22 protein-coding genes are annotated in these 23,551 nt (G+C 67.7%); 9 read left to right on the top strand and 13 right to left on the bottom strand.

The genetic code is table 11. The features are described 5' to 3' along the window. Positions 1 to 29: 29 nt before the first annotated feature. Positions 30 to 446, bottom strand: a complete 417-nt coding sequence (locus CPZ01_RS07010; protein ID WP_172863938.1) for a helix-turn-helix domain-containing protein — start codon at positions 444 to 446, stop codon at positions 30 to 32. 163 nt (positions 447 to 609) lie between these two features. Between CPZ01_RS07010 and CPZ01_RS07005 the strand changes: the two genes are divergently transcribed. The 5 genes from CPZ01_RS07005 (at position 610) to prf1 (ending at position 6,510) form a co-directional block, all read left to right on the top strand. Continuing rightward, on the top strand, positions 610 to 1,050 hold the full coding sequence (locus tag CPZ01_RS07005) for a DUF302 domain-containing protein (RefSeq protein ID WP_096394069.1): 441 nt from the start codon (positions 610 to 612) through the stop codon (positions 1,048 to 1,050). 67 nt (positions 1,051 to 1,117) lie between these two features. Next, positions 1,118 to 2,053: an NAD-dependent epimerase/dehydratase family protein gene (locus CPZ01_RS07000; RefSeq protein WP_096394068.1), complete on the top strand. Its 936-nt coding sequence runs from the start codon at positions 1,118 to 1,120 to the stop codon at positions 2,051 to 2,053. A 917-nt stretch (positions 2,054 to 2,970) separates the two neighbouring features. Continuing rightward, the gene (argS, locus tag CPZ01_RS06995) at positions 2,971 to 4,779 is read left to right on the top strand and encodes an arginine--tRNA ligase (protein ID WP_096394067.1); all 1,809 of its coding nucleotides are present in this window, start codon (positions 2,971 to 2,973) and stop codon (positions 4,777 to 4,779) included. 112 nt (positions 4,780 to 4,891) lie between these two features. Further along, positions 4,892 to 5,152 carry a glutathione S-transferase N-terminal domain-containing protein gene (locus CPZ01_RS06990; RefSeq protein ID WP_096394066.1) on the top strand — a complete coding sequence of 87 codons (261 nt, stop codon included), beginning with the start codon at positions 4,892 to 4,894 and terminating at the stop codon, positions 5,150 to 5,152. A gap of 107 nt (positions 5,153 to 5,259) precedes the next feature. Then, positions 5,260 to 6,510: a peptide chain release factor aRF-1 gene (gene prf1 / locus CPZ01_RS06985; RefSeq protein WP_096394065.1), complete on the top strand. Its 1,251-nt coding sequence runs from the start codon at positions 5,260 to 5,262 to the stop codon at positions 6,508 to 6,510. A 30-nt stretch (positions 6,511 to 6,540) separates the two neighbouring features. Here the strand turns inward: prf1 and CPZ01_RS06980 are convergent, their stop codons facing one another. The 6 genes from CPZ01_RS06980 to CPZ01_RS06955 all read right to left on the bottom strand — a co-directional run bounded on the left by CPZ01_RS06980 (position 6,541) and on the right by CPZ01_RS06955 (position 14,216). Then, entirely contained in the window at positions 6,541 to 6,984 is a 444-nt protein-coding gene (locus CPZ01_RS06980) for a metal-dependent transcriptional regulator (protein WP_096394064.1), read from the bottom strand. A 43-nt stretch (positions 6,985 to 7,027) separates the two neighbouring features. Next, positions 7,028 to 7,513, bottom strand: a complete 486-nt coding sequence (locus CPZ01_RS06975; RefSeq protein ID WP_096396174.1) for a ferritin family protein — start codon at positions 7,511 to 7,513, stop codon at positions 7,028 to 7,030. Positions 7,514 to 7,648: 135 nt separating this feature from the next. Continuing rightward, the gene (gene sufD, locus CPZ01_RS06970; RefSeq protein ID WP_096394063.1) at positions 7,649 to 8,863 is read right to left on the bottom strand and encodes a Fe-S cluster assembly protein SufD; all 1,215 of its coding nucleotides are present in this window, start codon (positions 8,861 to 8,863) and stop codon (positions 7,649 to 7,651) included. Between the two features lies 1 nt (position 8,864). Beyond that, the gene (gene sufB, locus CPZ01_RS06965; RefSeq protein ID WP_096394062.1) at positions 8,865 to 10,295 is read right to left on the bottom strand and encodes a Fe-S cluster assembly protein SufB; all 1,431 of its coding nucleotides are present in this window, start codon (positions 10,293 to 10,295) and stop codon (positions 8,865 to 8,867) included. A gap of 52 nt (positions 10,296 to 10,347) precedes the next feature. Then, a complete protein-coding gene (locus tag CPZ01_RS06960) occupies positions 10,348 to 11,271 on the bottom strand; it encodes an ABC transporter ATP-binding protein (RefSeq protein WP_096394061.1) in 924 nt (307 codons plus the stop codon). Positions 11,272 to 11,417: 146 nt separating this feature from the next. Beyond that, on the bottom strand, positions 11,418 to 14,216 hold the full coding sequence (locus CPZ01_RS06955) for a DNA-directed DNA polymerase (protein ID WP_096394060.1): 2,799 nt from the start codon (positions 14,214 to 14,216) through the stop codon (positions 11,418 to 11,420). A gap of 102 nt (positions 14,217 to 14,318) precedes the next feature. Here CPZ01_RS06955 and CPZ01_RS15405 point away from each other — a divergent pair, with 102 nt between their 5' ends. The 3 genes from CPZ01_RS15405 to CPZ01_RS06945 are packed head-to-tail and all read left to right on the top strand — an operon-like array spanning position 14,319 to position 15,477. Continuing rightward, positions 14,319 to 14,492, top strand: coding sequence for a DUF7331 family protein (locus CPZ01_RS15405; RefSeq protein ID WP_004599863.1), 174 nt, complete (start codon positions 14,319 to 14,321; stop codon positions 14,490 to 14,492). Between the two features lie 41 nt (positions 14,493 to 14,533). Beyond that, positions 14,534 to 14,986 (top strand): DUF7322 domain-containing protein, encoded by a 453-nt coding sequence (locus CPZ01_RS06950; protein ID WP_096394059.1) that lies wholly within the window; start codon positions 14,534 to 14,536, stop codon positions 14,984 to 14,986. Positions 14,987 to 15,012: 26 nt separating this feature from the next. Continuing rightward, entirely contained in the window at positions 15,013 to 15,477 is a 465-nt protein-coding gene (locus CPZ01_RS06945) for a DUF7346 family protein (protein ID WP_096394058.1), read from the top strand. Between the two features lie 281 nt (positions 15,478 to 15,758). Here the strand turns inward: CPZ01_RS06945 and rad50 are convergent, their stop codons facing one another. The 4 genes from rad50 to CPZ01_RS06925 all read right to left on the bottom strand — a co-directional run bounded on the left by rad50 (position 15,759) and on the right by CPZ01_RS06925 (position 20,572). Further along, positions 15,759 to 18,452 carry a DNA double-strand break repair ATPase Rad50 gene (gene rad50, locus CPZ01_RS06940; RefSeq protein WP_096394057.1) on the bottom strand — a complete coding sequence of 898 codons (2,694 nt, stop codon included), beginning with the start codon at positions 18,450 to 18,452 and terminating at the stop codon, positions 15,759 to 15,761. Continuing rightward, positions 18,449 to 19,831, bottom strand: coding sequence for a DNA double-strand break repair protein Mre11 (mre11, locus tag CPZ01_RS06935; protein WP_096394056.1), 1,383 nt, complete (start codon positions 19,829 to 19,831; stop codon positions 18,449 to 18,451). Before mre11 ends, rad50 begins: the two co-directional genes overlap by 4 nt. Then, positions 19,828 to 20,223 (bottom strand): hypothetical protein, encoded by a 396-nt coding sequence (locus CPZ01_RS06930; RefSeq protein ID WP_096394055.1) that lies wholly within the window; start codon positions 20,221 to 20,223, stop codon positions 19,828 to 19,830. Before CPZ01_RS06930 ends, mre11 begins: the two co-directional genes overlap by 4 nt. Positions 20,224 to 20,308: 85 nt before the next feature. After that, a complete protein-coding gene (locus CPZ01_RS06925; RefSeq protein WP_096394054.1) occupies positions 20,309 to 20,572 on the bottom strand; it encodes a helix-turn-helix domain-containing protein in 264 nt (87 codons plus the stop codon). A 192-nt stretch (positions 20,573 to 20,764) separates the two neighbouring features. On the opposite strand from CPZ01_RS06925, the gene pan1 reads away from it, so the two are divergent. Further along, positions 20,765 to 21,982, top strand: coding sequence for a proteasome-activating nucleotidase Pan1 (pan1, locus tag CPZ01_RS06920; protein ID WP_096394053.1), 1,218 nt, complete (start codon positions 20,765 to 20,767; stop codon positions 21,980 to 21,982). 63 nt (positions 21,983 to 22,045) lie between these two features. Here pan1 and CPZ01_RS15680 read toward each other — a convergent pair whose 3' ends face one another. Then, positions 22,046 to 22,177 (bottom strand): hypothetical protein, encoded by a 132-nt coding sequence (locus CPZ01_RS15680; RefSeq protein WP_269459576.1) that lies wholly within the window; start codon positions 22,175 to 22,177, stop codon positions 22,046 to 22,048. Between the two features lie 89 nt (positions 22,178 to 22,266). Continuing rightward, positions 22,267 to 23,442, bottom strand: a complete 1,176-nt coding sequence (locus tag CPZ01_RS06915; protein ID WP_096394052.1) for a DHH family phosphoesterase — start codon at positions 23,440 to 23,442, stop codon at positions 22,267 to 22,269. Between the last annotated feature and the right edge of the window lie 109 nt (positions 23,443 to 23,551).

Here is a 23,551-nt window from a genome sequence, read left to right as displayed (position 1 = left end):
CTGCGGTGAGCGACGCGACCGACCGCCCGCTAGGAACCGGAGGGAGCCGAGCGGTCCCCGCCGTCGCTCGCCCCCCCGTCACACCGATCTTCGAACTCCTGGATGAGCCGCCCGACGGTCGCGTACCAGCTGTTGAGCAGCCGCCGCATCTCGCGGGCGACCTCCTCGCGCGTCCGCGGCCGGTACACGTAGTAGTATCCGCCGTGGTCGTAGTTCACCTGCCGCTGGGCGACCACCTCGGCCTCGACCAGTCGCGAGATCGACCGGTGCGCCGTCGAGCGCTCGCAGCCCAGCCGCTCCGCCACGTCGTCGACGGTGAGCGCCTCGTCCGCTTGCTGGAGCGCCCGAAACACCGCCCGATCCCGCTCGTTGAGCCCGTGGATACACTCCAGGAGGTCCAGACACTCCATGTCGCGTTCGAGGTCCTCGCGCACTGACGCGGTCATCGTATCGGACGATACGGCGGCAGAGCGGGTTAAAGTTGTTCCCAAACAGTACAATACTACCCCCGGTCGCGTCGGCCGCAACGCCGTTCGATCGGGTGATGGGTCGCTCTCTCGCCGAGCCATCCGAAGAGACTTTGTTACGTAGGTCCAAGACGATACACGAATGACGCTTCCCATCGACCCGACGCAGATCGACCCGGACGACATCGGCGAACAGCAGGCCACCCTCGAGATGGATCACGAGGCGGCGATCGAACACGTCCGCGAGGTGTTCACCGACGCCGGATTCGGCGTCCCCGTCGAGTTCTCGCCGTCGGAGATGCTCAACGAGAAGGTGGACGCGGGCCGCGACCCCTACTACGTCTTGGGCGCGTGTAACCCCGAGGTCGCCGACCGAGCGCTCGACGCGACCGACAACAAGCTCGGCGCGCTGATGGCGTGTAACGTCGTTATCTGGGAGGAGGAGCCCGGCGTCCAGCGCGTCTACCACGTCTCGATCATGCGTATCGCCCGGCTCGTCGGGATGGCGCCGGACGACGACGAGATGGAGAATATCGTCGCCGACACCGGTGAAATCGTCGACGAGGCGTTCGAGAACTTATAGCGGCGCCTCGACCGCCGACCCCGTCCCGATTCCACACCTACTTATCCGCGAGCGCCGACCGACCGGTATGAACCTCGCCGATTCGCGCGTCCTCGTCACCGGGGGCGCCGGCCTCGTCGGGAGCCACCTCGCGGCCGACCTGCTCGACCGCGGCGCGGCCGTCCGCGTCGCCGACGACCTCTCGAAGGGGACCCGCGACCGGGTGCCCGCCGGCGCCGAGTTCGTCGCGGCCGACGTGACCGACCCCGACGACGTCGCCCGCGCGGTCACCGGCGACCTCGACGTCGTCTTCCACTTCGCGGCGTACACGGACACGAACTACGACGACGACCGCGTCCTCTTCGAGGAGAACACCGCGATGACGTACAACGTCTTAGATCGCATGCGCGAGGTCGGCGTCGACCGCTTCGCGTTCACCTCCTCGTCGACCGTCTACGGCGAGGCGCCGCGCCCGACGGCCGAGGACTACGCGCCGATGGAGCCCATCTCGATCTACGGCTCCTCGAAGCTCGCCGACGAGGGGCTCATCTCCACGCACGCCCACTCGTACGGGATCCAGTCGTGGGTGTTCCGCTTCGCGAACATCGTCGGCCCGCGCCAGCGCGGCAACGTGATCCCCGACTTCATCGAGAAGCTGGACGAGGACCCGACGGAGCTGGAGATCCTCGGCGACGGCCGGCAGGAGAAGTCGTACATGCACGTCACCGAGTGCGTCGACGCGATCCAGCACGTCGTCGAGGGCGCGGACGACGCGTACAACGTGTACAACCTCGGCACGCGGACGACCACCTCCGTCACCGACATCGCCGACATCGTGAGCGAGGAACTCGGTGTCGACCCCGAGTACAGCTACACCGGCGGCGACCGCGGCTGGACCGGTGACGTGCCGAAGATGCGCCTGTCGATCGAGAAGCTGGCCGACCTCGGGTGGGAGCCGTCGATCGAGAGCGACGCGGCGGTCCGGCGCAGCGCGCGTGAACTGATCGACGAGATCGTCTCGTAAGAATACGACTCCGGGATCGGCTGTTCTGCGGGAGGTGCTTCCGAACTCTCGGCCGCTCGCTTATAAATAATCGGCTCTGTTGAAATCCTCAACAAGTGATGTATTCCGCCCCAGCAGCGGTCAATACAGCCGAATCAATGAACGATCAGTTATCGCGGTGGCGCGCCGGTGAGCGGTCGCCACAGGCGACCGCGAACCGCCCGCGAGGGAGTCGACCGGCCGGAGCGAAGCGGAGGCCGGTCGACGAGGCTGGGGAGGCGTGAGGTGCGGGGCTGTGCGGGGCGGGACTCAAAGGGGCAGCCGCGAGGACGAAGCACGGCGACGCAAGCACCGCAGGGAGCGAACGCAGTGAGCGACCGAGGAGCGCAGCGAGCCGCGCGAGTCCTCGCGGCTGGGGCTTTGGAAGTGTTCACCGCCGATCCGTTATGAGCTGTTTATAAGTGAGCGGCTGGGTCTTGGAGGTGTTCACCGCAGGTCTACCGGCGATTATTTGGCGCTGTTGAAATCCTAGTCTTCAGACAGAGTTTCACCTGAAACGTCTGGTCGCTGAAAAGTGCTTGTTGATCGATAGCGAGGGTGGTTGAATGAGTATGCTTGATCGGTTGCTTATAAATTGGATTGTGGTGTTGCTGGTAGCTGTTTAAAAGATATCTCGCTCAGATCGACGGCGAACACCTCCCCAGCCTCGTCGCCGGCAGCTCCGCCGCCGGCTGCCAGAGGCGCGTCGCGCCTCGCTGCCGCTCGCTCCCTCCGGTCGCTCGCGGCGTCCCTCGCGCGGTGCTGTTCGGCCGCGATGCGGCCTCACAGGCACGCGCCACTGCGGTTCGTAGGGTTTCACGTTTCGCCCCACCGATTTCCCGTCTTCCGTTTCGAGCCGCTTCGGAAGGGCCTTTTAACCCGCCCGTCGAACGGACGGTATGTTCAGGCAGTTCCGGTCGGAGGTCGAGGCGGCGCTCGCGGACGCGCTCGGCTCGCTCGACCTCCCGACCGACGACCTCGGCATCGAACGCCCGCCCGACGACATGGACGCGACGCTCGCCTCCAGCGTCGCGTTCCGACTCGCGGGCGAGGTCGGCGACGCGCCGCCGAACGTCGCGGCGACGGTCGCCGAGGCGGTGTCGGTCGAGGGCACCGACTACGTCGCGAGCGTCGACACCGCGGGGCCGTACGTCAACTTCCACGCGAACGAGCGCTACCTCGCGGACACCCTCGACGCGGCCGCCGTCGACGCCGACTACGGTGCGCTCCCCGACCGGGACACCTCGGTCGTCGTCGAGCACACCAGCGCGAACCCGACCGGCCCGGTCCACGTCGGCCGCGCGCGCAACCCGATCGTCGGCGACGCCGTCGCGAACCTCATGGAGTACGCGGGGTACGACGTCGACCGCCATTACTACGTCAACGACGCCGGCCGGCAGATGGCCGTGTTCACCTGGGCGTACGAGCGGTTCGACGAGTCCGACCTCGACGCCGACCCCGCGCGCGACCGCGCGGAGTACAACCTCGTGCGCTACTACCGCAAGGGGAACGCCTTCCTGGAGGAGGCCGACGCCGACGCGGTCGAGGCCGCGGAGGCGGAGATTCAGGAGATTCTCCAGGGGCTCGAAGCCGGCGACGAGGCGACGTACGAGCGCGTCGGCGAGGTCGTCGACACGGTGCTGGGCGGGATGAAGGAGTGCCTCGCGCGGCTCCCCGCGGAGTTCGACGAGTTCGTCAAGGAGACCCGGTTCATGCGCGACGGTTCCACCGACGACATCGCGGCGCGGCTCAAGGAGACCGACCACGCGGTCTACGAGGAGGACGCCTGGCAGCTGGAACTCGACGAGTGGGGGATCGAGAAGAACCTCGTCTTCCTCCGCTCGGACGACACCAGCCTCTACACCACCCGGGATCTCGCGCACCACGAGTGGAAGTTCGACAACTACGACCGCGCCGTCACGGTGCTCGGCGAGGACCACAAGCTCCAGGCCGACCAGCTCGACGCGACCTTGGAGCTGCTCGGCAACGACACCGACCGGCTCGGCCACGTCATCTACTCGTACGTCAACCTCCCCGACGGGAAGATGTCCACCCGGAAGGGGACGGGCGTGATGCTCGACGACCTGCTCGACGAGGCGATCGACCGCGCCCGCGAGGCGGTCGAGTCCCGGATGGACGACCGCATCCGCGACGACGACCTCACCGACGCGGACGTCGAGCGCATCGCCCATCAGGTCGGGATCGGCGCCGTGCGGTACGACATCGTCTCGAAGCAGCCCGCGAAGGCGATCACCTTCGAGTGGGAGGACGCGCTCGACTTCGAGGCGCAGTCGGCCCCGTTCGTCCAGTACGTCCACGCGCGCTGCGCCGGCATCCTTGACGAGGCCGCGGCCGAAGGCGTCGATGTTCCGGGCGTGACGGCCGACGCCGACGGGCGCGTCGATCCCGACGCGCTCGACGTGGACGCGGGCGCCCTCGAAACCGACGCGGCCCGCGACCTGCTCCGCGAGGTCGCGCGCTTCCCCGCGGCGATTGAGGCCGCCGCGGACGACCTCGAACCGCACACGATCGCGACGTTCACCCGCGAGTTCGCCGACGCGTACAACGCCTTCTACCGCGAGTGCCCGGTCGTGACCGCCGAGACCGACGAGCTGCGCGACGCCCGCGTCGCGGTCGTCGCGGCCGCGAAGCACACGATGGCGAACGCACTCGACGTGCTGGGCGTCGAGGCGCCCGAGTCGATGTAGCTCCGTCGGCGCCCGCCACACACACCGCTCCGCCTGCCTCGCGCACCGCTCCGCCCGCCCCGAACCGCGACCCCCGCAAACGGTTTCCTCCCCGCGGCCGTACCGTCGTCCGATGCTCGAACTCTACCAGTCGGAAGGCTGTCCGCACTGCGCGAAGGTCCGCGAGACGCTCTCCGAGCTCGGCGTCTCCTACGTCGCGCACAACCCGCGGCTTCCCGGCGATGTCGGCGGCGACGTGACCAACGAGGTCACCCACGACGAGCTCACCGCGGGCGGCGACGACCAGATCCCGTACCTCGTCGACACCGACCGCGGCGTTACCATGTACGAGAGCGACGACATCGTCGACTACCTCGAGGAACACTACGCCTGAGGACGGCTCCCGCCTCGTCGCGCCCGATCGCGGCCGGGGGGTGACCGCTCTCCCGGTGAGCCGGCAGGTCAAAGCTTACTTACACGCACGCGACCGTATTTCAGGCAATGAGTAGCGACGCACAGGAGGCGAACGAGGACCGCCGGAAGTACGAGTTCCGCAAGGTCATCGAGGAGCTCAAAGACTACGAGGGCTCCGGCACCCAGCTCGTCACCATCTACATCCCCGAGGACAAGCAGATCTCCGACGTGGTGGCCCACGTCACCCAAGAGCACAGCGAGGCGTCGAACATCAAGTCCAAGCAGACCCGGACGAACGTCCAAGACGCGCTGACGTCGATCAAGGACCGACTGCGCTATTACGACACCTTCCCGCCCGACAACGGGATCGTGATCTTCTCGGGCGCCATCGACGCGGGCGGCGGCCAGACCGACATGGTCACGCGGACCCTGGAATCGCCCCCGCAGCCCGTCGAGTCGTTCCGCTACCACTGCGACTCGGAGTTCCTCACCGAGCCGCTCGAACACATGCTCGAGGACTCCGGACTCTTCGGGCTCATCGTCTTAGACCGCCGCGAGGCGAACGTCGGCTGGCTGAAGGGGAAACGCGTCGAGCCCGTCAAGTCCGCCTCCTCGCTCGTCCCCGGCAAACAGCGGAAGGGGGGGCAGTCCGCACAGCGGTTCGCCCGTCTGCGCCTCGAAGCGATCGACAACTTCTATCAGGAGGTCGCGGGGATGGCCGACGACCTGTTCGTCGACAAGCGCCACGAGCTCGACGGCATCCTCGTCGGCGGCCCCTCGCCGACGAAAGACGAGTTCCTCGACGGCGACTACCTCCACCACGAGCTGCAGGACAAGGTGCTCGGCAAGTTCGACGTGGCCTACACCGACGAGTCCGGCCTGAAGGATCTCGTTGACAACGCCAGCGAGGTGCTCGCCGACCAGGAGATCGTCGAGGACAAACGCAACATGGAGGAGTTCTTCGAGAAGCTCAACACCGGCGAGGAGGCGACCTACGGGTTCGAGCAGACCCGCCGGAACCTGATCATGGGATCCGTCGACCGGCTGCTCATCTCCGAGGACCTCCGCTCCGACGTCGTCGTCTACGAGTGCCCCAACGGCCACGAGGAGTACGAGGTGCTCGACGCCCGCCATTCGACGCCCGACCACGAGTGTAGCGAGTGCGGCGAGGCGGCCGACGTCGAGGAGCGAGAGGACGTCATCGAACACCTGATGGCCATCGCGGAACAGCGCGGGACGGACACGAAGTTCATCTCCACCGACTTCGAGAAGGGCGAGCAGCTGCTCGACGCGTTCGGCGGCATCGCCGGCATTCTGCGGTACTCGACCGGCGTCTAAGGATCGCTGACGGATCTTCTGCGACCGTTCCTACTGCTGTTCCGGCTCGACCGGGGCCGCCGCGACTTCGAGACACGCGCAGGCGTCCGTCTCGGGGTCGAAGCAGTCCGGGCACTCCGGCTGGCGGTCGATGATCGTGTCGAGCCGCTCGGCGACCGTGTCGTCGATGACGGCCTCCAGCTCGCGGGCCTCGGCCTGGAAGTCCTCGACCGCGAGGACGTTCGCGAGGAACCGCTCGATGATACAGTACGTCTGGAGGGCGTCTCTGGCGCGGACGATGCCGTCGTCGGTCAGCCGGACGCCCTTGTACTTCTCGTGTTCGGCGAGCCCGCGCTCCTCGAGCTTGCCGATCATCTCGTTGGCGCTGGCCGGGCTGACGCCGAGCGAGTCGGCTATCGACCCCGTCGAGGCGGGGCCGTCCTCCTGGTCCTGTACGACGTATATCGTCTTGAGGTACTGATCTGCGGTGTTCACGGCTGTCCTCCGTCGGCGCTCGTCGGCGACTCGTCTCTCCGGTTCATCGGCGCTCCATGACCTCCGTGACCTCGCGTACTCCCTCGGCCTCCTCGTCGCGGATCGCCGTCAGGGTGGCGAGCAGCTCCTCGCGGTCGATCGAGAACGCGGCGTCGGAGTCCTCGATCGCCTCGATGAGGTCGTCGTAGAACTTGTACGCCGTCTCCTCGTTGCACAGCTGGTCGTACAGCACGTCGTCGAAGTCCTCCGGCCGCGTCCGCCCGTAGCGGGCGTCGACCAGCGACTCGATCTCGCCGAACGGGACGCTGTCGACGCCGAGCCCCTCGATCAGCGATTCCAGCCGCTCGCGGTGGTCGGCGGACTCCTCGGCGGCGTCCGCGAGCAGCGTCTCCACCTCCTCGTCGAGCTCGGCGTCCAGCTGCTGGTAGTGGCGGTGCGTTCGCGCTTCGACGACCTCCTCGAGCACGATTCCGATCTGGAGCAGCCGCGCGAGCTGGTCGTCGGAGGCGACCCGCTGGCTCACGCTCACCGCGACCACCCGAGACGGCGCGACACGCGGGTTCGCATACCTCCGACTCGGGCGTCGTCGGTCTTAAGAGATTCCCCTCGCGCGCCCGTCGCTTCGCGGGCGGTCGGCGATAAGAAAACGGTCCGCGAAGACGACCTACTGGAGACGCTCGAGGACGAGCTCCTCGACGTCGTCGCGGAACTCGTCGACCGCGATCTCTTCGAGGACGGGCACGAAGAAGCCCTCGACGAGCATGTTCCGCGCGGTCCGGGAGTCGATCGAGCGGCTCTCCAAGTAGAACAGGTCCTCGGCGTCGACCTGCCCGACCGTCGCGGAGTGGGACGCCTCGGTGTCGTGGTTGTGGATGATCAGCTTCGGCGACGCGTCGGCCTCGGCGTCGTCCGACAGCATCAGCGTGTTCTCGCGCTGGTAGCTGGAGGTGTTCCACGCGTCCTCGCCGACGTCCTGAACCCCCTCGTAGACGGAGCGGGCGACGTCGTCGAGCACGCCGCGGGTGACCAGGTCGGCGGTCGTCTGCTCCGCCTGGTGCCACACGCGGGCGTTGATGTCGAAGTGCTGGTCGTCCGTACCGAAGAACGTCCCGACGATCTGGCTCTCGGAGCCGTCGCCGTTGAGCTCGGTCTCGATGTCCGAGCGCGTGAGCTTCGAGCCGAAGTTGCTCTCGATCCAGTCGACCGTCGCGTACGTGTCCGTCACGCCGCGCTTCAGCGAGTAGGTGTACGCGTCGTCGTCGAGGTTCTGGAGCGAGCCGAACTGGACGTTCGCGTTCTCGCCCGCGACGACCTCGACGAGGTTCGAGAAGTACCGGTCGTCGCCGATCTCGGCGTCACCTGTCTCGATCGACTCGAGGATCGTCACCGACGACGACTCCTCGGCGACGACGAGCGTCTGGCTGAACAGCGAGCGGGAGTTCATCTCCGCGCGCACCGTCACGTCCTCCACGTCGACGCCCTCGGGGACGTAGACGAACGTGCCGGTGGTGAACAGCGCGACCGAAAGCGCCGTGAGGTAGTTGTGTTCCGGGTCGAGGACGGAGCCGAAGTTCGCCTCGATGACGTCGCCGTACTCGCCGAGCGCCTCGGTGAACGGGAGGACGACGACCTCGTCGTCTCCCGCGGTCCGCTCGGTCTCGTCGGCCTGGTTCAGCGGGTCGACGAGCGCCTCGAAGTCCAGCGCCTCCAGGTCGGTCCAGCGGCGGCCGGGGGTCTGGATGACGTCGGGCAGCTCCGCGGTCTCCAGCGCTGCCAGCGCGTCCAGACGTGTCTCCAAGAGCCACTCGGGCTCGTCGCGTTCGTCGGCGATGCGTCGTACCGTGTCCTCCGAGAGGCTCTCGATTTGCTTCGTGCTCATGTTATCCGAGCGAACCCTCCATCTCCAGCTCGACGAGCCGGTTCAGCTCGACGGCGTACTCGATCGGCAGCTCCTCCGTGATCGGCTCGATGAACCCCGAGACGATCATCTGTTTCGCGTCGTCGTCGTCGAGGCCGCGCGACTGGAGGTAGAAGATGTCCTCGTCGCCGATCTTCCCGACGGTCGCCTCGTGGGCGACGTCGACCTTCGACTCGTTGATCTCCATGTACGGCATCGTGTCCGACGTCGACTCGTTGTCGAACATCAGCGCGTCGCACTCCACGGCGGTCGAGGAGTTCTCCGCGCCGTCCGCGATGTGGACGAGGCCGCGGTAGTTGGTGCGGCCGCCGTCCTTCGCGATCGACTTCGACTCGACGGTGGACTTCGTGTCCGGCGCGTTGTGGTACACCTTCGCGCCGGTGTCGATGTCCTGGCCCTCACCCGCGAAGGCGATGGTGATGTGGTTGTCGGAGGCGCCGCGGCCCTTCAGGATCGTCGACGGGTACAGCATCGTCGCCTTCGACCCCATCGAGCCGGAGATCCACTCCATGCGCCCGCCCTTCTCGGCGATGGCGCGCTTCGTGTTGAGGTTGTACGTGTTCTTCGACCAGTTCTGGACGGTCGAGTACTGGACGTGGGCGTCCTCGCCGACGAACACTTCCACGCCGCCGGAGTGGAGGTTAAAGGCCGAGTACTTCGGGGCGGAACAGCCCTCGATGTAGTGGACCTCGGAGCCCTCCTCGGCGATGATGAGCGTGTGCTCGAACTGGCCCATCCCCTCGGAGTTCATCCGGAAGTACGCCTGAATCGGCATCTCCACGGTGGTGTTCTCCGGGACGTAGACGAACGAGCCGCCGGACCAGATGGCGCCGTGAAGCGCCGCGAACTTGTTGTCGCTCGGGGGGACGCACTTCGTCATGAAGTGCTCGCGGACGATCTCCTCGTGCTCCTGGACGGCCTTGTCCATGTCACAGAAGATGACGCCCTTCTCCTCCCAGCGCTCCTGCATGTTCTGGTAGACGATCTCGGACTCGTACTGCGCGCCGACGCCCGAGAGCGCGTTCTTCTCGGCCTCCGGAATTCCCAGCTTGTCGAAGGTGTCTTGGATCTCCTCCGGGAGGTCCTCCCAGCTGTCCGCGCCGCCGCGCTTGTCGATGTCCGGCCGGATGTACGGCACGATCTCGTTGATGTCGACCTCCGAGAGGTCCGGCTGGCCGGGCCAGTCGGTCGGCATCGGCATCTCTTGGAACTGCTCGAGCGCGCGCAGGCGCCGCTCCAGCATCCACTCCGGTTCGTCCTTGTCCTCCGAGATGACGCGGACCGTCTCCTCGGTGAGGCCCTTTTCGCTCTTGAAGGCGGAGTTCTCCTCCTTCTTGAACTCGAAGCGCGCCTCGGTGTCTGTCTCCTTGAGGTCGTCCTGTTGTGAACTCATAGTGTATTGTTACGGATTCCCGTGTTTACGTGTGTCGCGTGCCCGCATTCGGTTACGCCGCCTCGAAGGCGTCCTCGCGGACCCAGTCGTACCCCTCGTCCTCGAGCTTCTCGGCGAGCTCCGCGCCGCCGCTCTTGACGACTTCGCCGTCGAGCATGACGTGGACGTGGTCGGGCTCGACGTAGTCGAGGATGCGCTGGTAGTGAGTGATCTGGAGGATGCCCGTGCCCTGCTCGTCGCGGAGCGCGTTGATCCCCTTCGAGACGTCCTTCAGGCGGTCGATGTCGAGCCCGGAGTCGATCTCGTCGAGCACGGCGACGCTCGGCTCCAACATCGCGGCCTGGAGGACCTCGTTCTGCTTCTTCTCGCCGCCGGAGAAGCCGGCGTTGAGGTACCGCTGCATGAACTTCTCGTCCATGTCGAGCAGCTCCATCTTCTCCGAGAGGATCTCCTGGAACTCGGCGACGCCGATCTCGCCGTCGTCCGCGGGGCCCTCCATCGGGGAGGTCTCGTAGCCTTCGTCGTCGTCCGCCTCGGCTTCCTCCTCGTCTTCGTCCTCCTCTTCGAACAGCTCCTCGCGCTCGTCGGCCTTCGCGTTGAGGGCCTGGCGGAGGAAGTTCGTCATGGTGACGCCCTCGATCTCAGCGGGGTACTGGAAGCCGAGGAAGATGCCGAGCGCGGCGCGCTCGTTCGGCTCTAACTCGAGCAGCTCCCAGTGGTAGTCCTCGTCGTCGAGCTCGGCGTCGACGTCCGCGACGTCCGCCTCGCTGAGGTGGAGGGAGATCGACCCGTCGGTGACCTCGTAGGCCGGGTGGCCGGCGATCACCTTCGCCAGCGTCGACTTGCCGGAGCCGTTGGGGCCCATCAGCGCGTGGATGTCCCCGGACTCGACGGTCAGGTCGACGCCGAGAAGGATGCGTTCGCCGCCCTCTTCCGCCACTCGTGCGTGAAGATCGTTGATTTCGAGAGTAGCCATGTGTATTCTCGTGCCTCGTACCTTGACGGTGGGGGTTGAGGGGGTTAATGGTTACGCATCTACCCGTCAAAAGTCGCAGATCGACCAAGAAATTTTCTCTCAATCGAAAACTGCTTTCGACGGGGCGCGTTTCGCCTCGCCGTCGGTCACATGAACGAGCCGAGCCCGGTCTGCTCTTGGCCCGTCTTGACTTCCTCCCACGACATGCCGAGCGCCTCGATGACGCGCTCGATGGGGCCTTTCAGGGTCTTGTCCAGCATCTTCTCCCAGTCGACCTCGAACTCGTCGGGGACCTGGTCGGCGTACTCGAAGCAGATCACGTCCGGGTCGCGCTTGAACTCCCCGTACAGTCGGTCCCGCTGCGGGTCGAGCCCCTCTTCCTCTTCCATCCGCGCCCAGAAGTCGGGGTGGACCTTCTCGATGTACAGCCGCTTCGGCTTCGACCCGCTCCCGAAGTTGGTGCCGAGCATCATGTTGGCGTACTTCGCGCCGCGGACCTGCGCGGTCGGCGTGTCGTAGGCGTCCAGCTTCTTGCCGATCCCGCCGGGGATCCCGATCTCGTCGAGGTCCACGTCGCCGTCGAGCACGCGCGCGATGACGTCCACGAGGTACGCTTTCACCTCCTCCATGTCCTCGTCGATGTCGTCGCCCGTCACGATCGTCTCGATGACGTTCTGTTGGACCTCCTTCGTGATGCCGGCGATGTCCGACCGCTTGTACTCGAAGCCGGTGATGTCGATGTCGTCGACGTCTTTCCCCTCCTTCCAGACGATGTGGCCCGCGTACCGCTTCTTCTTGCCCGCCTGGAAGAACCGCCGGTAGAGCTTCTCGAACTCGATCTCGAAGCGGTGTTCGTCGGCGTTGAGCTCCTCGCGCGCGAAGTCGTCGTAGCGCTCGTTGATGTGGTCCGCTATCTCGAAGGAGGTCTCGATGGCATCTTCTTTCGACAAATCACCGAGTGAAAGCATGACGCTGTCCGTATCTCCATATGTTACTTCTCTGTTAAGTTCGCTGGTCACGTCGGCGGTGAATGCGATCACCTCGCGGTTGGTAGACGTGACGCCAGCGCTCATCTCACGGTCGTATAGACGGAATCGATCCCATCCAAAAACGCCGTACAGGCTATTCATCAAAACCTTGACAGCTCCCTGCTGACGGTCGTACTGCTCGTACGCCTCGGTGCCCGGATCGTGTTCGTTCCGGAGCGCCTTCTTTTCCTCGCGCTCGTCGAGCAGTTCGTTCACCATCTCCCGGATGATCCCGTCCGGCTCCTTCCGGAAATGGACACCCGTCGGGGTCTGGTACGTCTCACCGTCGTACTCGTTGGGATCGACCTTCGTCTCCGGTGAGGCGTTGATCGTCACCATCGACATGGGGTAGAGGCTCTTCAAGTCGAGCACGCTCACCATCTCGCGGACTCCCGAGATCGGGTCGAACACCGCGCCGCCCTCGAACTCCTCGGCGTCCTGCTGTCCCTTCGAGGGAAGCGCGAAGTTGCCGTACGCCATGTGGAGCACGTACATGTCGACCGCGTCGCCGGGCGTCGTCGCGTCCTCCAGCTTACAGCCGACGATCTTGCGGGCGTCGTCCCAGAAGGCGATCACGTCCTGCGCGCGGTCGATCTCGACGCAAAGCTCCACGTCGCGGATGCTGTACTCCAGCAGGCGCTCGGGGTCCTGCTCCCAGAGGTCGCCGATGTCGCCCGTGTAGCGCTCCTTGCCGACGCCCAGCTCGCGCTCACCGACCGCGTCAAGGCGGTACGACTCCAGTTCGGTGAACATCGTGCGCTTGTAGGCGTACAGCAGGTCGAAGACGACTCGACCTTTGATGTCGGGACCCCCCCAGCCGGAGCGCCACACCTCGCCGATCCGGGAGAGTCGGTCGACGGAGAGGTCGTACTCGCTCTCCTCGTCGAGTACCTCCATCCGATCGAGGAGGTACGGCGCGTCGAAATCCTCGAAATTCCACCCAGTCATAACGTCTACGTCGGTTTCTCGGATGTATTCGACAAACGCGTCGAGCATCGCGGCCTCCTCCTCGAAGGTGCGGACCTCGAAGTTGAGCTCCTCGCCGTCGCCGACGATCCCCTCGTAGTCGGGGAGGTCCTCGGGCGGCGGGACCTCGGCCTCGGGCGCGTCGTACAGCCAGACGACGTACTCGTCGTCGTAGGAGTCGTGGCTGGTGAGACAGATGATCGGCTCCTCGCCGTCCTCGGGGAAGCCGCGCCGGTCGTCCACCTCGATGTCGAAGGTGTTCACCCGCATCTCGGCGTCGACCTCGGCCGGTTCGAGGTGGCCCTCGTGGACCTGGATCGTCCCCTCGCCGTCGTCGAGCCGCCGCTCCTCGACGCGGATCCCGCCGTTGAGCCCGTTGTCGATCAGAAATCGGTTCGGGAAGAGGATGTCCGCCTCGAAGCTGGTCGCGAAGTCGTCGCGGATGTTCCCCACGTCGCGGGGCGTCCGGGTGACGATCCGGGTGAGCGGCTCGCCGCGGATGCTCTCGTACGGCTCGCCGTCAGGGTTCTCCTCCCGGGTCCCGATCACCACGTCGTACTCCTCGACGGGGTCGCGGTCGAGGTCGGCCGTGGGGACGTAGAAGTACGGCTCGACGCCCAGCACGCGGAGGTGTTCGACGACGTCGTGGTCGGCGTCCTCGACGTGCTCCGCCGGCCGCCGGCCGAACACGTGGACGACCGGGTACTCGTCGCTGCCGTACCCCTCGACGGCGTAGTCGATCTGGGTGATCATCAGCTCGACGGTTCCGGTCGACTCCGGGAACTTCGCCTCGTCGACGTCGACGACGTCGCTGACGTGGCCCCGCCCGCCGCCCGCGACGGCGGCCGCCTCCTGGGCGGCCAGCTCCTCCCGTTCGGTGTCCGTGTCGCCGTCGGCCTCGCCGCCCGCGTCCCCGGTCGACGAGAAGTCCGACAGCCCCGACTGAGTCATATCCGTCCTTCGGCGTCACCCGGCTAAAAAACTCGGCTTTCGGGTGCGGCGAGGTATCCCGCCACGGAAAGGCATATAATGTGTGACGACTTACCACGGTCCATGTCTTCGGACCCACGTTCCGAACCCCAGGCGGCTCGCCCGGCCGACTCCGACGCGGTCGACGCCGAGGTGGAGGCGTACGAAGACGACGGGAACGTGGTGCTTTTCGACGCCACGAACCCCCTCGCGTGGGTCGAGGCGAGCCGAACGGTTCGGCTCGCCGACGCGGTCTGACGGACGGAACCCCTTTGCCCCGGCACGGCGTACGTCCGGGCGTGTTCAGCCTCGACGAGGACGACGAGGGCGAGATCTCCGTCGGCGAGAGCTCCGACGCCGAGCGGGAGATGACGCCCGAGGTCCCGAAGGCGCCCTCCGTGAAGACGTTCGACGACGGCGGCGACTTCGAGGGCGCGAGCGACGTGGACCGGGGGACCCTCCGCGCGTTCGTCGTCGCCGTCGTCTACGCCAACGCCGCCGTCCTCCTCGTCGCGCTCGGCCCGATGGTGTGGTTCTTCGAGGGCTGGTCGCGGGTCGGTCCGGCGCTGCTCGTCGGCGGACTCCTCGCGGGCGTTCGAACCTACCAGACGTACCGGGCGTGGGAGCGCTCGCGGGACGAAGTGGACGAAGACGCCGAGGCCGAGGCAGACGCCGAAGACGCCGAGGCTGAAGAGAACGCCGAGACCGACGAGGACGACTTCGACCCCGACGCGACACGCCCGGAAGCGTAATGTCCACGGGCCGCCCCTTTTCCACCATGCAGACGGTCCGCGACAGCGACGGCGAGACGTACCTCCTCGTGAAGCGCTCCGCCGAATCCAGCCGCGTGCGGGACCCGGCCACCGGCGCGGAGCGGTACGTCGACAACGAGGAGATCAGCGTCGTTGACGGCGAGTCGCCGCTCGCGACCGCCGCCTCCGGCGTGCCGGAACCGGTCCGCCGGACGCTCGGCGCAGTTCGGGACGACCGGTCGCTCGGTCTCCTCGCTGTGGTCGTCGATGAGGGACCGATCGCCGCGGTCGACCTCCTCGACGCCGCCGACATGTGCGAGTCCGACCTCCACGGGACGCTCACAGAGTTCCGCGCGGCCGGATTGGTCGACGAGGCCGAGGTCGCGGGGCAACGCGGCTACGAGGCGACCCCTGTCGCGGTCGAGGCGTTGGGACTGCTACGGGGCGAGGCGGACGAGGGCGACGGGGTTGGTGAGGACGACGGCGACTGACCCTCTATTTATAAGTACGAGCCGCAGCTGTTCGCGGTCGTTCGCGTCCGTATCCTCGATCGGTCGAGCGTGAGCCTCACGCCTCCCCAGCCTCGTCGGGCGCTTCCTACGGGCTCCCTCCGGTCGCCCTCGTCGCGCCCGACTCCCTCGCGCGGTGCTGCTCGCGCCGACGTGGAGGGGCGGGCTGACGTCGCCGTCCCTCTCGGCGGCGGTGTCGCCGCGGACTTCTACGGTTCCTGCCGTCGTCTGTTGTTTATAAAAGGACCCGGCGCAGCGGTGGCTCAGTCGTCCGCGAGCGAGGCGACGTCGAGGTCCGCCGCGTCCTCCCGGCGGACCGTCGAGCGGTTCGAGCGCGGGTCCTTCTCGACGGTGACCAGCTCGTCGGCCGCGCCGACCAGCTCGTCGTCGTGGCTCACGATGACGATCTGACGCACGCCGAACCCGCGCATCTCCTCGACGAGCCGGACGAGCCGGGAGACGTGGCCGGAGTCGAGGAAGACGGTCGGCTCGTCGAGGATGAGCGGCGGGGTCGGCGCCGCGCCCTCGATCCCCTCCGAGAGCAGCCGGTAGATCGCACAGCGCAGCGAGAGGTTGAACAGGGCGCGCTCGCCGCCGGAGAGCTGCTCGGGGTCGAGCGGCTCGCCGTCCTTCTGGTAGACGGTGAGGACGTACTCGCCGTCGAGCTCGATGTGCGAGTAGGCGTCGTTGCCGTAGACGAGCTCGAACGTCTCGTTGAGGGTGCGTTCCAACTCGGCGACGTTGCGCTGGCGGAGCTCCGCGCGCAGGTCGCCGTACATCGACTCCAGCTCGCTCGTCTCCTCGTGGAGGGTTTCGAGCGCTTCGACGCGCTCGCCGAGCGCCTCGCGCTCCTCGCGGAGCGCCTCCAGCTCGCTGAGTTCGCCTTTCACCCCGCCGATCGCGTTCTGAAGCTCTTCCCGCCGCTCGCCGAGTCGGTCGAGTTCCTCGGCGACCTGTTCGAGGTACCGCTCGGCGTCGGCTTTCCGCTCCTTCGCGTTCTCGACAGCGGCCTCGTCGACGGCGGCCGCCAGTTCGTCGCGGCGCTCGCGCTTGTCCGCGAGCCGGTCGCGCCGCTCGTCGTTCACCTCTTCGAGGTTCTCCCGCTTCTCGCGGCGTCGCTCGATCTCGTCTTCCGCGTCCGCGACCGCGGACAGCCGCTCCTCGACCGCCGTCACCGCCTCGCGGGCGTCGTCGATCGCCGACAGCGACGCCTCCAGCTCCTCGACGCGTTCCGCGGCCGATTCCGCCTCGTCGCGCTTCTGCTCGGCGACCTCGCGGGTCTCTTCCACCTCCTCGCGGAGCTCGGCGGCGCGCTCGCGCTTTGCCTCGGCCGCCTCTCGTTTCCGTTCCGCCTCGTCGCGCTTCTCCTCGACCCGCGCTTCGAGGGTCTCGACCCGCTCGTCGATCTCGTCGAGCCGGTCCGCGGCGCTCGCCAGCTCGTCCAGCTCCGCGATCCGCTCGTCGAGGTCGTCCTCGCGCTCGCGGGCGTCCTCCAGCTCCGCTTCGAGCTCTTCGACGCGCTCGCGGTCCGCCTCGATCCCGCTGGCGTGCGGGGAGTCCTCGACCGGCTGGCCGCACTCGGGGCACTTCCCCGCCGCGAGCAGCTCCTCGGCCTCCTCGACGCGCTCGCGGGCGTTCTTCAGCTCCGCCGACAGCTCGGCGATCCGCTCGCGGAGCTCGCCGCGCCGCTCTCGGAGCCGCTCTAACTCGTCGTCGACGCCGTCGCGGTCGACGTCCGCGTCGGCGGCCGCGAACCGCTCTCGGTACCCGTCGGCCTCCTCGCGCAGTTCCTCGATCGAGGCCTCGCGTTCGTCGGCCTCCTCGGCCGCCGCCTCCGCCTCGTCGGCGAGGTCGTCGGCCTCGGCCTCGACCTCATCGGCGCGCTCGGCGCGGTCGTCCGCCTTCCCGGCGAGGTTCGTCGCCTGGTTACGGAGCCCCTCGGCCGTCACCCGCTCGTCGTCGAGCTCGTCCCGAATCTCCGCCTCCCGGTCGTCGAGCTCCTCGCGGCGGTCGTCGATCGCCGCCTCGCTCGCCGCGTCGAGCCCGGCGTCGTCGAGCCGGTCGTCGATCGCCGCCTCGATCTCGTCGATCCGCTCGCGGGCCTCGCGGATCGCGTCGCGGTGGTCGTCGCGCTCGCGCTCGGCCTCGCGGATCGCCGCTTCGATCTCGTCGATCTCGTCCTCGACCGACTCCAGCTTCTCGCGTTTCTCGGCGTGGGTTTCGAGCGTCTCCGCGGCCGCGTCGCGCGTCTCCTTCGCCTGCTCGCGCTGGCTCTCGTACCGGTCGATCTCCTCGTCGACCTCGGCGAGCTCGCTCTCCAGTTCGTTGAGCCGCCCGTGGAGGTCCCGGTCTTCCTTCGCCGCGATCTGCTCGTCGAGCTGGTCGAGCCGGCCGCGCCGGTTCTCCAGCACGTCCTCGACGCCGAGCCGGGCGTCGCCGGCGCGCTCGCGGTACTCCTCTAACTTCCCGAGCTGGAGCAGGTCGTCGATCGTGTCCTGCCGCTCCCGCGGGGTGGCGTTGATCAGCTTGTTCACCTCCCCCTGCCGGACGTACGCGCAGTTGACGAACGCCTCGGCGTCCATCCGCAGCAGTTCGGTGACGAACTCGCGGACCGCCCGCGCGCCGTCGCGGGTCACGTCGCTCCCGTCGGTCGACTCGAGCGTACACTGGTGGTCGATCCGGTCGTCGTAGGCCCTGAGTCGCCGCTCGATCCGGTAGGAGACGCCGTCGTGGGTGAACCACAGCTCGACCTCCGTCTCCTCCTCGCCGTTGGTGATGACGTCTTCGAGGGTCCCGTCGAGGGCCTTCGACCCGTACAGCGCGAAGAAGCACGCTTCTAAGAGCGACGACTTCCCGCTGCCGTTGAGCCCGTGGATCACCGTGACCCCCTCCGTGAGCCGGAGGTCGGCGTCGCCGTACGGCTTGAAGTTCGCGAGGCGGACGCGGTCGAACTTCACAGGTAGTCCTCCATGGAGACCTGGCCGTCGGTCGACGCCGGATCGGGGTCCGCCGCCTCCGCGCAGTCGGACTCAGCGTTCGACTTGTCGGGGTCCGATTCGCCGGGTTCCGGCTCGTCGGCGTCCCGTTCATCTGGTCCCGGTTCGTCGGGGTCCGATTCGTCGCCGCCGCCATCGGCGGTCTCGTCCTCCGATTCGTCGTCACCGCCGTCGCCGTCATCGACGGGTTCGTCGACCGCCTCGACCGGTTCGAACGCGCCGAGGTCCGCCTCCTCGTCGAGCCGCTCCTCGACCCTGCGTTTCACCGTCTCGCGGACGTTGGCGTCGGGGACCGTGTCCTCGCGGACCGCGCGCTCCACGTCGCGCGCGGCCGTCGAGAGCGCCATCTCGTCGAGCCGGTCGCGGACCGCGTCCTCCGGGTCGGCGAAGCTCACGTCCACCTCGCCGTCGGCGTCGGTCTCGCGCCGGTCCGTGACGCGCGCGATGAGCGCGCCCTCGTCGGTGGCGAACTCCTCGACGGCCGCCGGCGTCACCGGGTCGCCCTCGCCGGTGATTTCGACGTGGACGACGGCCCCCGCGAGGTCGTACTCGCGAACGCGCTCGCGGACTCGGGACTCGCCTTCCCCCTCGCGCAGTTCGACCGAGACGAAGACGAACGGGCGCGTGTCGAGCGCGCGGCGCCGGATCTCGACGCGGTCGTCGCCCCCGGCCGCGTCGGCGTCGAAGACGACGAGGTTGTAGCCGCGCCCCTCGCGCTCGCTCGCGCTCGCGCGCTCGGTCGAGCCCGGGTACGTGACCCACGTGTCGGCGACCTCGGCGGTGTCGGGCGTGTGGTTGTCGCCGAGCAGCATCGCGTCGAAGTCGACGTCGCTCTCGGTGAGCACGGTCTCCGTGTCCCAGTCGGCGTAGCCGAACGGCTCGAAGAGCCCGTGCGCGACGAGCGCCGCGTACTCTGCGTCGTGGTCGGCGAACGCGTAGTCGAGGTCGTCGCGCCGCGAGACGGGGACGTGGTCGAGCCCGTAGAAGGCGGCCTCGCCCACGACGACCGGCTCGTCGCCGAGCCGGGTCGCGAGCCCGAGCCGCTCGAAGAGATCGAGCCACTGTCCGCCTCGGGTCGACTCGTGGTTGCCGACGACCGCGAGGAAGGGGATCCCGGCGTCGTCGAGCCGGCGGAGGACGGAGATGGTCCCCATCAGGTCCCGCAGTTCCGGCCGGCGGTCGTGGAAGAGGTCGCCCGCGTGGACGACGGCGTCGACGCCGTCGTCGACCGCGTCGTCGACCACGGACTCGAACGCGTCGAGGAAGTCCTGGCGTCGGACCGGCGAGTGGTACTGCGAGTACCCGATGTGGGTGTCGCCGGTGTGGATCACCCGTGTCATCTGTCCGCGTCTTGGCCGGTGTCCGGCTTAGGGATTCCGGGGCCGGAGCGGAAGTGGTCGCGGTCGGCGTCGCGATCCGGTCGGAGGTCACCGTCCCTCTCGTCGCCGTCGCGCTCGTCGCCGTCGCCCGCCGCTGCCCGCCGGAACTCCCGATACGCGGCGAGCGCGTCGCGTCCGCGCTCGGCGGCGGCCTCGTCGCCCGCGCGGTCCGCCGCGTCGACCGCGTCCGCGAGTCGGTCGAGCCCGACGGCGTCGACGAACCCGGCCGCGCGCCGGAGATCGGTTCGCGCGGCGTCCGCCTCGTCGATCACGGCGACGTACGGGCGTCTCGCGGTGTCGGTGCGCGTCGCGAGCGCGGCGAGGGCGCGCTTGACGGCGGTAGTCGAGACCACGGGCCGACTGGCGCGCTATCGGATATAAACCGTCGCGGACGGCGCCGCTCCACGCGGCCGCGAGCGGTCGCCCGGGCGCGCCCGTTCAGATCCCCAGCGAGTACAGCCGCTTGCGGGCGTCGGTGAAGGAGAACCGGGAGTCGACGACGCCCTCCTCTTCGAGCCGCGACAGCGCGTAGCGGACGGTCCGCGGCGGGAGCAGCGTCTCCTCGGCCAGTTCGCTCTGCGTCAGCGTGTCGTTGTAGTCTAACACCTTCGCGACTAGCTTTGCGCTCGGCGGGAGGTCGCGAACGGCCGCCCAGCGGTCCGCTGCTCCGTCGTCGGTGGTGACGGCGTCGGTCGTGCTCATGCGTACTTCGATCGTACCAATGCCGGGTAATAATATTTACTATCCTATTTAATTACTATTGGGAATTAAATTGCCCCAACCGACCGAATCCGCCCGGACGCAGACCGCCGCCGTACGGCGTCTCGTTGGCGGAACGCCCCCGTCGTGCCCCCACCCGAAGCCTCTTATCCGCGAGACGCTTTAATAAACACAATGAGCGACACGGTCGACGACGTCGATATGCCCTACGACGAGGGAGCGGCGTCGAAACAGGAGAAGATCGACTCCTTACAGGAGCGGCTCGACGTCTTGGAGTCCCAGAACGAGGAGATGCGCGACAAGCTCCTCGACGCCAACGCGGAGAACAACAAGTACCAGCAGAAGCTCGAACGGCTCACCCACGAGAACAAGAAGCTGAAGCAGTCCCCGCTGTTCGTGGCGACGGTCCAGGAGATCACGCCCGACGGCGCGGTGATCAAACAGCACGGCAACAACCAGGAGGCGCTCACCGAGATCACCGACGAGATGCGCGAGAAGCTCGACCCCGACGACCGCGTCGCGGTCAACAACTCGCTGTCGGTGGTCAAGAAGCTGGAGAAGGAGACGGACGTCCGCGCCCGCGTCATGCAGGTCGAGCACTCCCCGGACGTCACCTACGCCGACATCGGCGGGCTCGAAGACCAGATGCAGGAGGTCCGCGAGACCGTCGAGATGCCCCTCGAACACCCCGACATGTTCGAGGACGTGGGCATCACGCCCCCGAGCGGCGTGCTGCTGTACGGCCCGCCGGGCACCGGGAAGACGATGCTCGCGAAGGCCGTCGCCAACGAGACGGACGCGACGTTCATCAAGATGGCCGGCTCCGAGCTCGTCCACAAGTTCATCGGCGAGGGCGCGAAGCTGGTCCGCGACCTGTTCGAGGTCGCCCGCGAGAACCAGCCCGCCGTCCTGTTCATCGACGAGATCGACGCGATCGCCTCGAAGCGGACGGACTCGAAGACCTCCGGCGACGCCGAGGTCCAGCGGACGATGATGCAGCTGCTCAGCGAGATGGACGGCTTCGACGAACGCGGTGAGGTCCGGATCATCGCCGCGACCAACCGCTTCGACATGCTCGACCCCGCCATCCTCCGCCCCGGCCGCTTCGACCGCCTCATCGAGGTGCCCAAGCCGGAGACCGAGGGCCGCGAGATCATCTTCCAGATCCACACCCGCAACATGAACCTCGCCGACGGCGTCGACTTCGCCGAGCTCGCCGAGCTGACCCCGGACGCCTCCGGCGCCGACATCAAGGCGATGTGTACCGAGGCCGGGATGTTCGCCATCCGCGACGACCGCACGGAGGTCACGCTCGACGACTTCCTCGAAGCCCACGAGAAGCTCAGTCAGGACGAGGAGACGAGCGCAGACGACTCGCTGGCGTTCGCCTGATCGGGTCGCCGTCGCTCCGCTCCGGGAGCCGTCGCCGACTCGCCTTTTCTCCTTCGACCGCCCTCAAAGCGCCGCGACCGCGAGGTACGGCAGGAAGAAGATCAGCAGGAACACCAGCCCGACCGCGAGGGCGTAGCCGGCGCCGACGCCGGCGAGCGCGAGCCACCCGTCGTCGAGCGCGTCAGCGACGTCCATGCCCGAAGGACCGCCGCCCGGAACTTAAATCCGCACGCTCGCGTCCGATATGGCCGCCTCGGTTCTCCGTTCCGCCGCGCCGGTCCCGGTCACACGTCGCCCGCCATCGCCCGGAACAGCCCGTCGGCGAGGGCGTCGCGGTCGACGGTCTCCGGCTCTCCCTCACCCGTGGGGTCGACCTCCGGCTGGATCGTCCCGCCGCCCATCCGGGAGTGGCCCCCGCCGTTACCGTTGTCGACGTCGTCCAACACCGCCGCAATCGCGTTGCCCATGTGGACCCGGTCGTCGCGCGACCGGCCCGAGAGGTGGACGGTCCCGTCCCGCTCGCCGATCACCACGACGGCGCTGACTCCCTCCAGCTGGATCAGCTCGTCTGCCGCCTGCGGGATGGCGTCGACGTTGTTCACGCCGCCGACGTCGGCGACCCCGAACGACCCCTCGATGCGCCGCCCCGCGATCGCCCGGGCCTTCACCTCCAGCACCTCCGCGTCGACCGCGGGGTTCGCGATGCGGTCGAGCCGGTCTTGGTCGACGCCGGGGTAGAGGTAGGCGGCCGCCGCGAAGTCGGGCTCGCTGGCGCCGACGGTGAGGTGTTTCGTGTCGGCTAAGATCCCGTACAGCAGCCCGGTCGCGGTGTCCGTCGACAGCGTCAGGTCGCTCGCCGTCTCGCTCGCGTGCTTGTCGGGGGGGACGGGAACGGCGTCGTTGTCCTGAAAGTACTCGGCGACGACCGACGCGGTCGCGCCGTAGTCGGTCCGCACGTCGGTGAACGACTCGCCGGCGCCGTCCCCCGGGTGGTGGTCGACGACCGCCGTCGGCAACACCCCGTCCGCGCCGGCGAACCCCCGCGGCTCGTTGTGATCGACCAGGACGACCGACTCCGCCGCGAGGTCGCTCACGTGTTCGATCGGGTCCAGTTCGAGGTCGAGGACGGTCCGGAACGCCCGGTTCTCCTGGTGACGGATCTGGCCGGGGTACTGGACGGTCGCGTCGACGTCCACTTGGGCGGCGAGCGAGGCGACCCCGACCGCGGCCGACATCGCGTCGGGATCCGGGTTCGGGTGCATCAACACCGTAATCTCGTCTTCGTCGGCCAGCAGTCGCCGGAACCGCACTCCCGGCGTCCGCCGGGACCGCAGCACCACTACCCCGGCCGCGACGGCGATCAGGACGACGAGCGCCACGGCGACGGCGAGTTCGGGATTCTCCCGGGCCATGGCCTCCGCCTGCGAGAACCGATCGCCGACCCCGCTCATCGCTCGCATGGGTAGTGGCGAATCGCTCCCGACACATGAAGGTTCGTTACCGTTCCGACGGAGCGGAACCGACGGAATTCGGTCGTTTCCGGGCGGTTACACACCGAACCGGCCGTCG

It is taken from the genome of Halorubrum trapanicum (assembly GCF_002355655.1).
Taxonomy (GTDB): domain Archaea; phylum Halobacteriota; class Halobacteria; order Halobacteriales; family Haloferacaceae; genus Halorubrum; species Halorubrum trapanicum_A.
Note: the sequence above shows the minus strand (reverse complement) of the source record. Positions and strands in the feature narration are given on the sequence as shown.

Excerpts from the sequence above, each read along its gene's own strand:
- CPZ01_RS07010 (WP_172863938.1), bottom strand. The coding sequence starts at position 446 with ATGACCGCGTCAGTGCGCGAGGACCTCGAACGCGACATGGAGTGTCTG.
- CPZ01_RS07005 (WP_096394069.1), top strand. The coding sequence starts at position 610 with ATGACGCTTCCCATCGACCCGACGCAGATCGACCCGGACGACATCGGC.
- CPZ01_RS07000 (WP_096394068.1), top strand. The coding sequence starts at position 1,118 with ATGAACCTCGCCGATTCGCGCGTCCTCGTCACCGGGGGCGCCGGCCTC.
- argS (WP_096394067.1), top strand. The coding sequence starts at position 2,971 with ATGTTCAGGCAGTTCCGGTCGGAGGTCGAGGCGGCGCTCGCGGACGCG.
- CPZ01_RS06990 (WP_096394066.1), top strand. The coding sequence starts at position 4,892 with ATGCTCGAACTCTACCAGTCGGAAGGCTGTCCGCACTGCGCGAAGGTC.
- prf1 (WP_096394065.1), top strand. The coding sequence starts at position 5,260 with ATGAGTAGCGACGCACAGGAGGCGAACGAGGACCGCCGGAAGTACGAG.
- sufD (WP_096394063.1), bottom strand. The coding sequence starts at position 8,863 with ATGAGCACGAAGCAAATCGAGAGCCTCTCGGAGGACACGGTACGACGC.
- sufB (WP_096394062.1), bottom strand. The coding sequence starts at position 10,295 with ATGAGTTCACAACAGGACGACCTCAAGGAGACAGACACCGAGGCGCGC.
- CPZ01_RS06960 (WP_096394061.1), bottom strand. The coding sequence starts at position 11,271 with ATGGCTACTCTCGAAATCAACGATCTTCACGCACGAGTGGCGGAAGAG.
- CPZ01_RS06955 (WP_096394060.1), bottom strand. The coding sequence starts at position 14,216 with ATGACTCAGTCGGGGCTGTCGGACTTCTCGTCGACCGGGGACGCGGGC.
- CPZ01_RS15405 (WP_004599863.1), top strand. The coding sequence starts at position 14,319 with ATGTCTTCGGACCCACGTTCCGAACCCCAGGCGGCTCGCCCGGCCGAC.
- CPZ01_RS06945 (WP_096394058.1), top strand. The coding sequence starts at position 15,013 with ATGCAGACGGTCCGCGACAGCGACGGCGAGACGTACCTCCTCGTGAAG.
- mre11 (WP_096394056.1), bottom strand. The coding sequence starts at position 19,831 with ATGACACGGGTGATCCACACCGGCGACACCCACATCGGGTACTCGCAG.
- CPZ01_RS06925 (WP_096394054.1), bottom strand. The coding sequence starts at position 20,572 with ATGAGCACGACCGACGCCGTCACCACCGACGACGGAGCAGCGGACCGC.
- pan1 (WP_096394053.1), top strand. The coding sequence starts at position 20,765 with ATGAGCGACACGGTCGACGACGTCGATATGCCCTACGACGAGGGAGCG.
- CPZ01_RS15680 (WP_269459576.1), bottom strand. The coding sequence starts at position 22,177 with ATGGACGTCGCTGACGCGCTCGACGACGGGTGGCTCGCGCTCGCCGGC.
- CPZ01_RS06915 (WP_096394052.1), bottom strand. The coding sequence starts at position 23,442 with ATGCGAGCGATGAGCGGGGTCGGCGATCGGTTCTCGCAGGCGGAGGCC.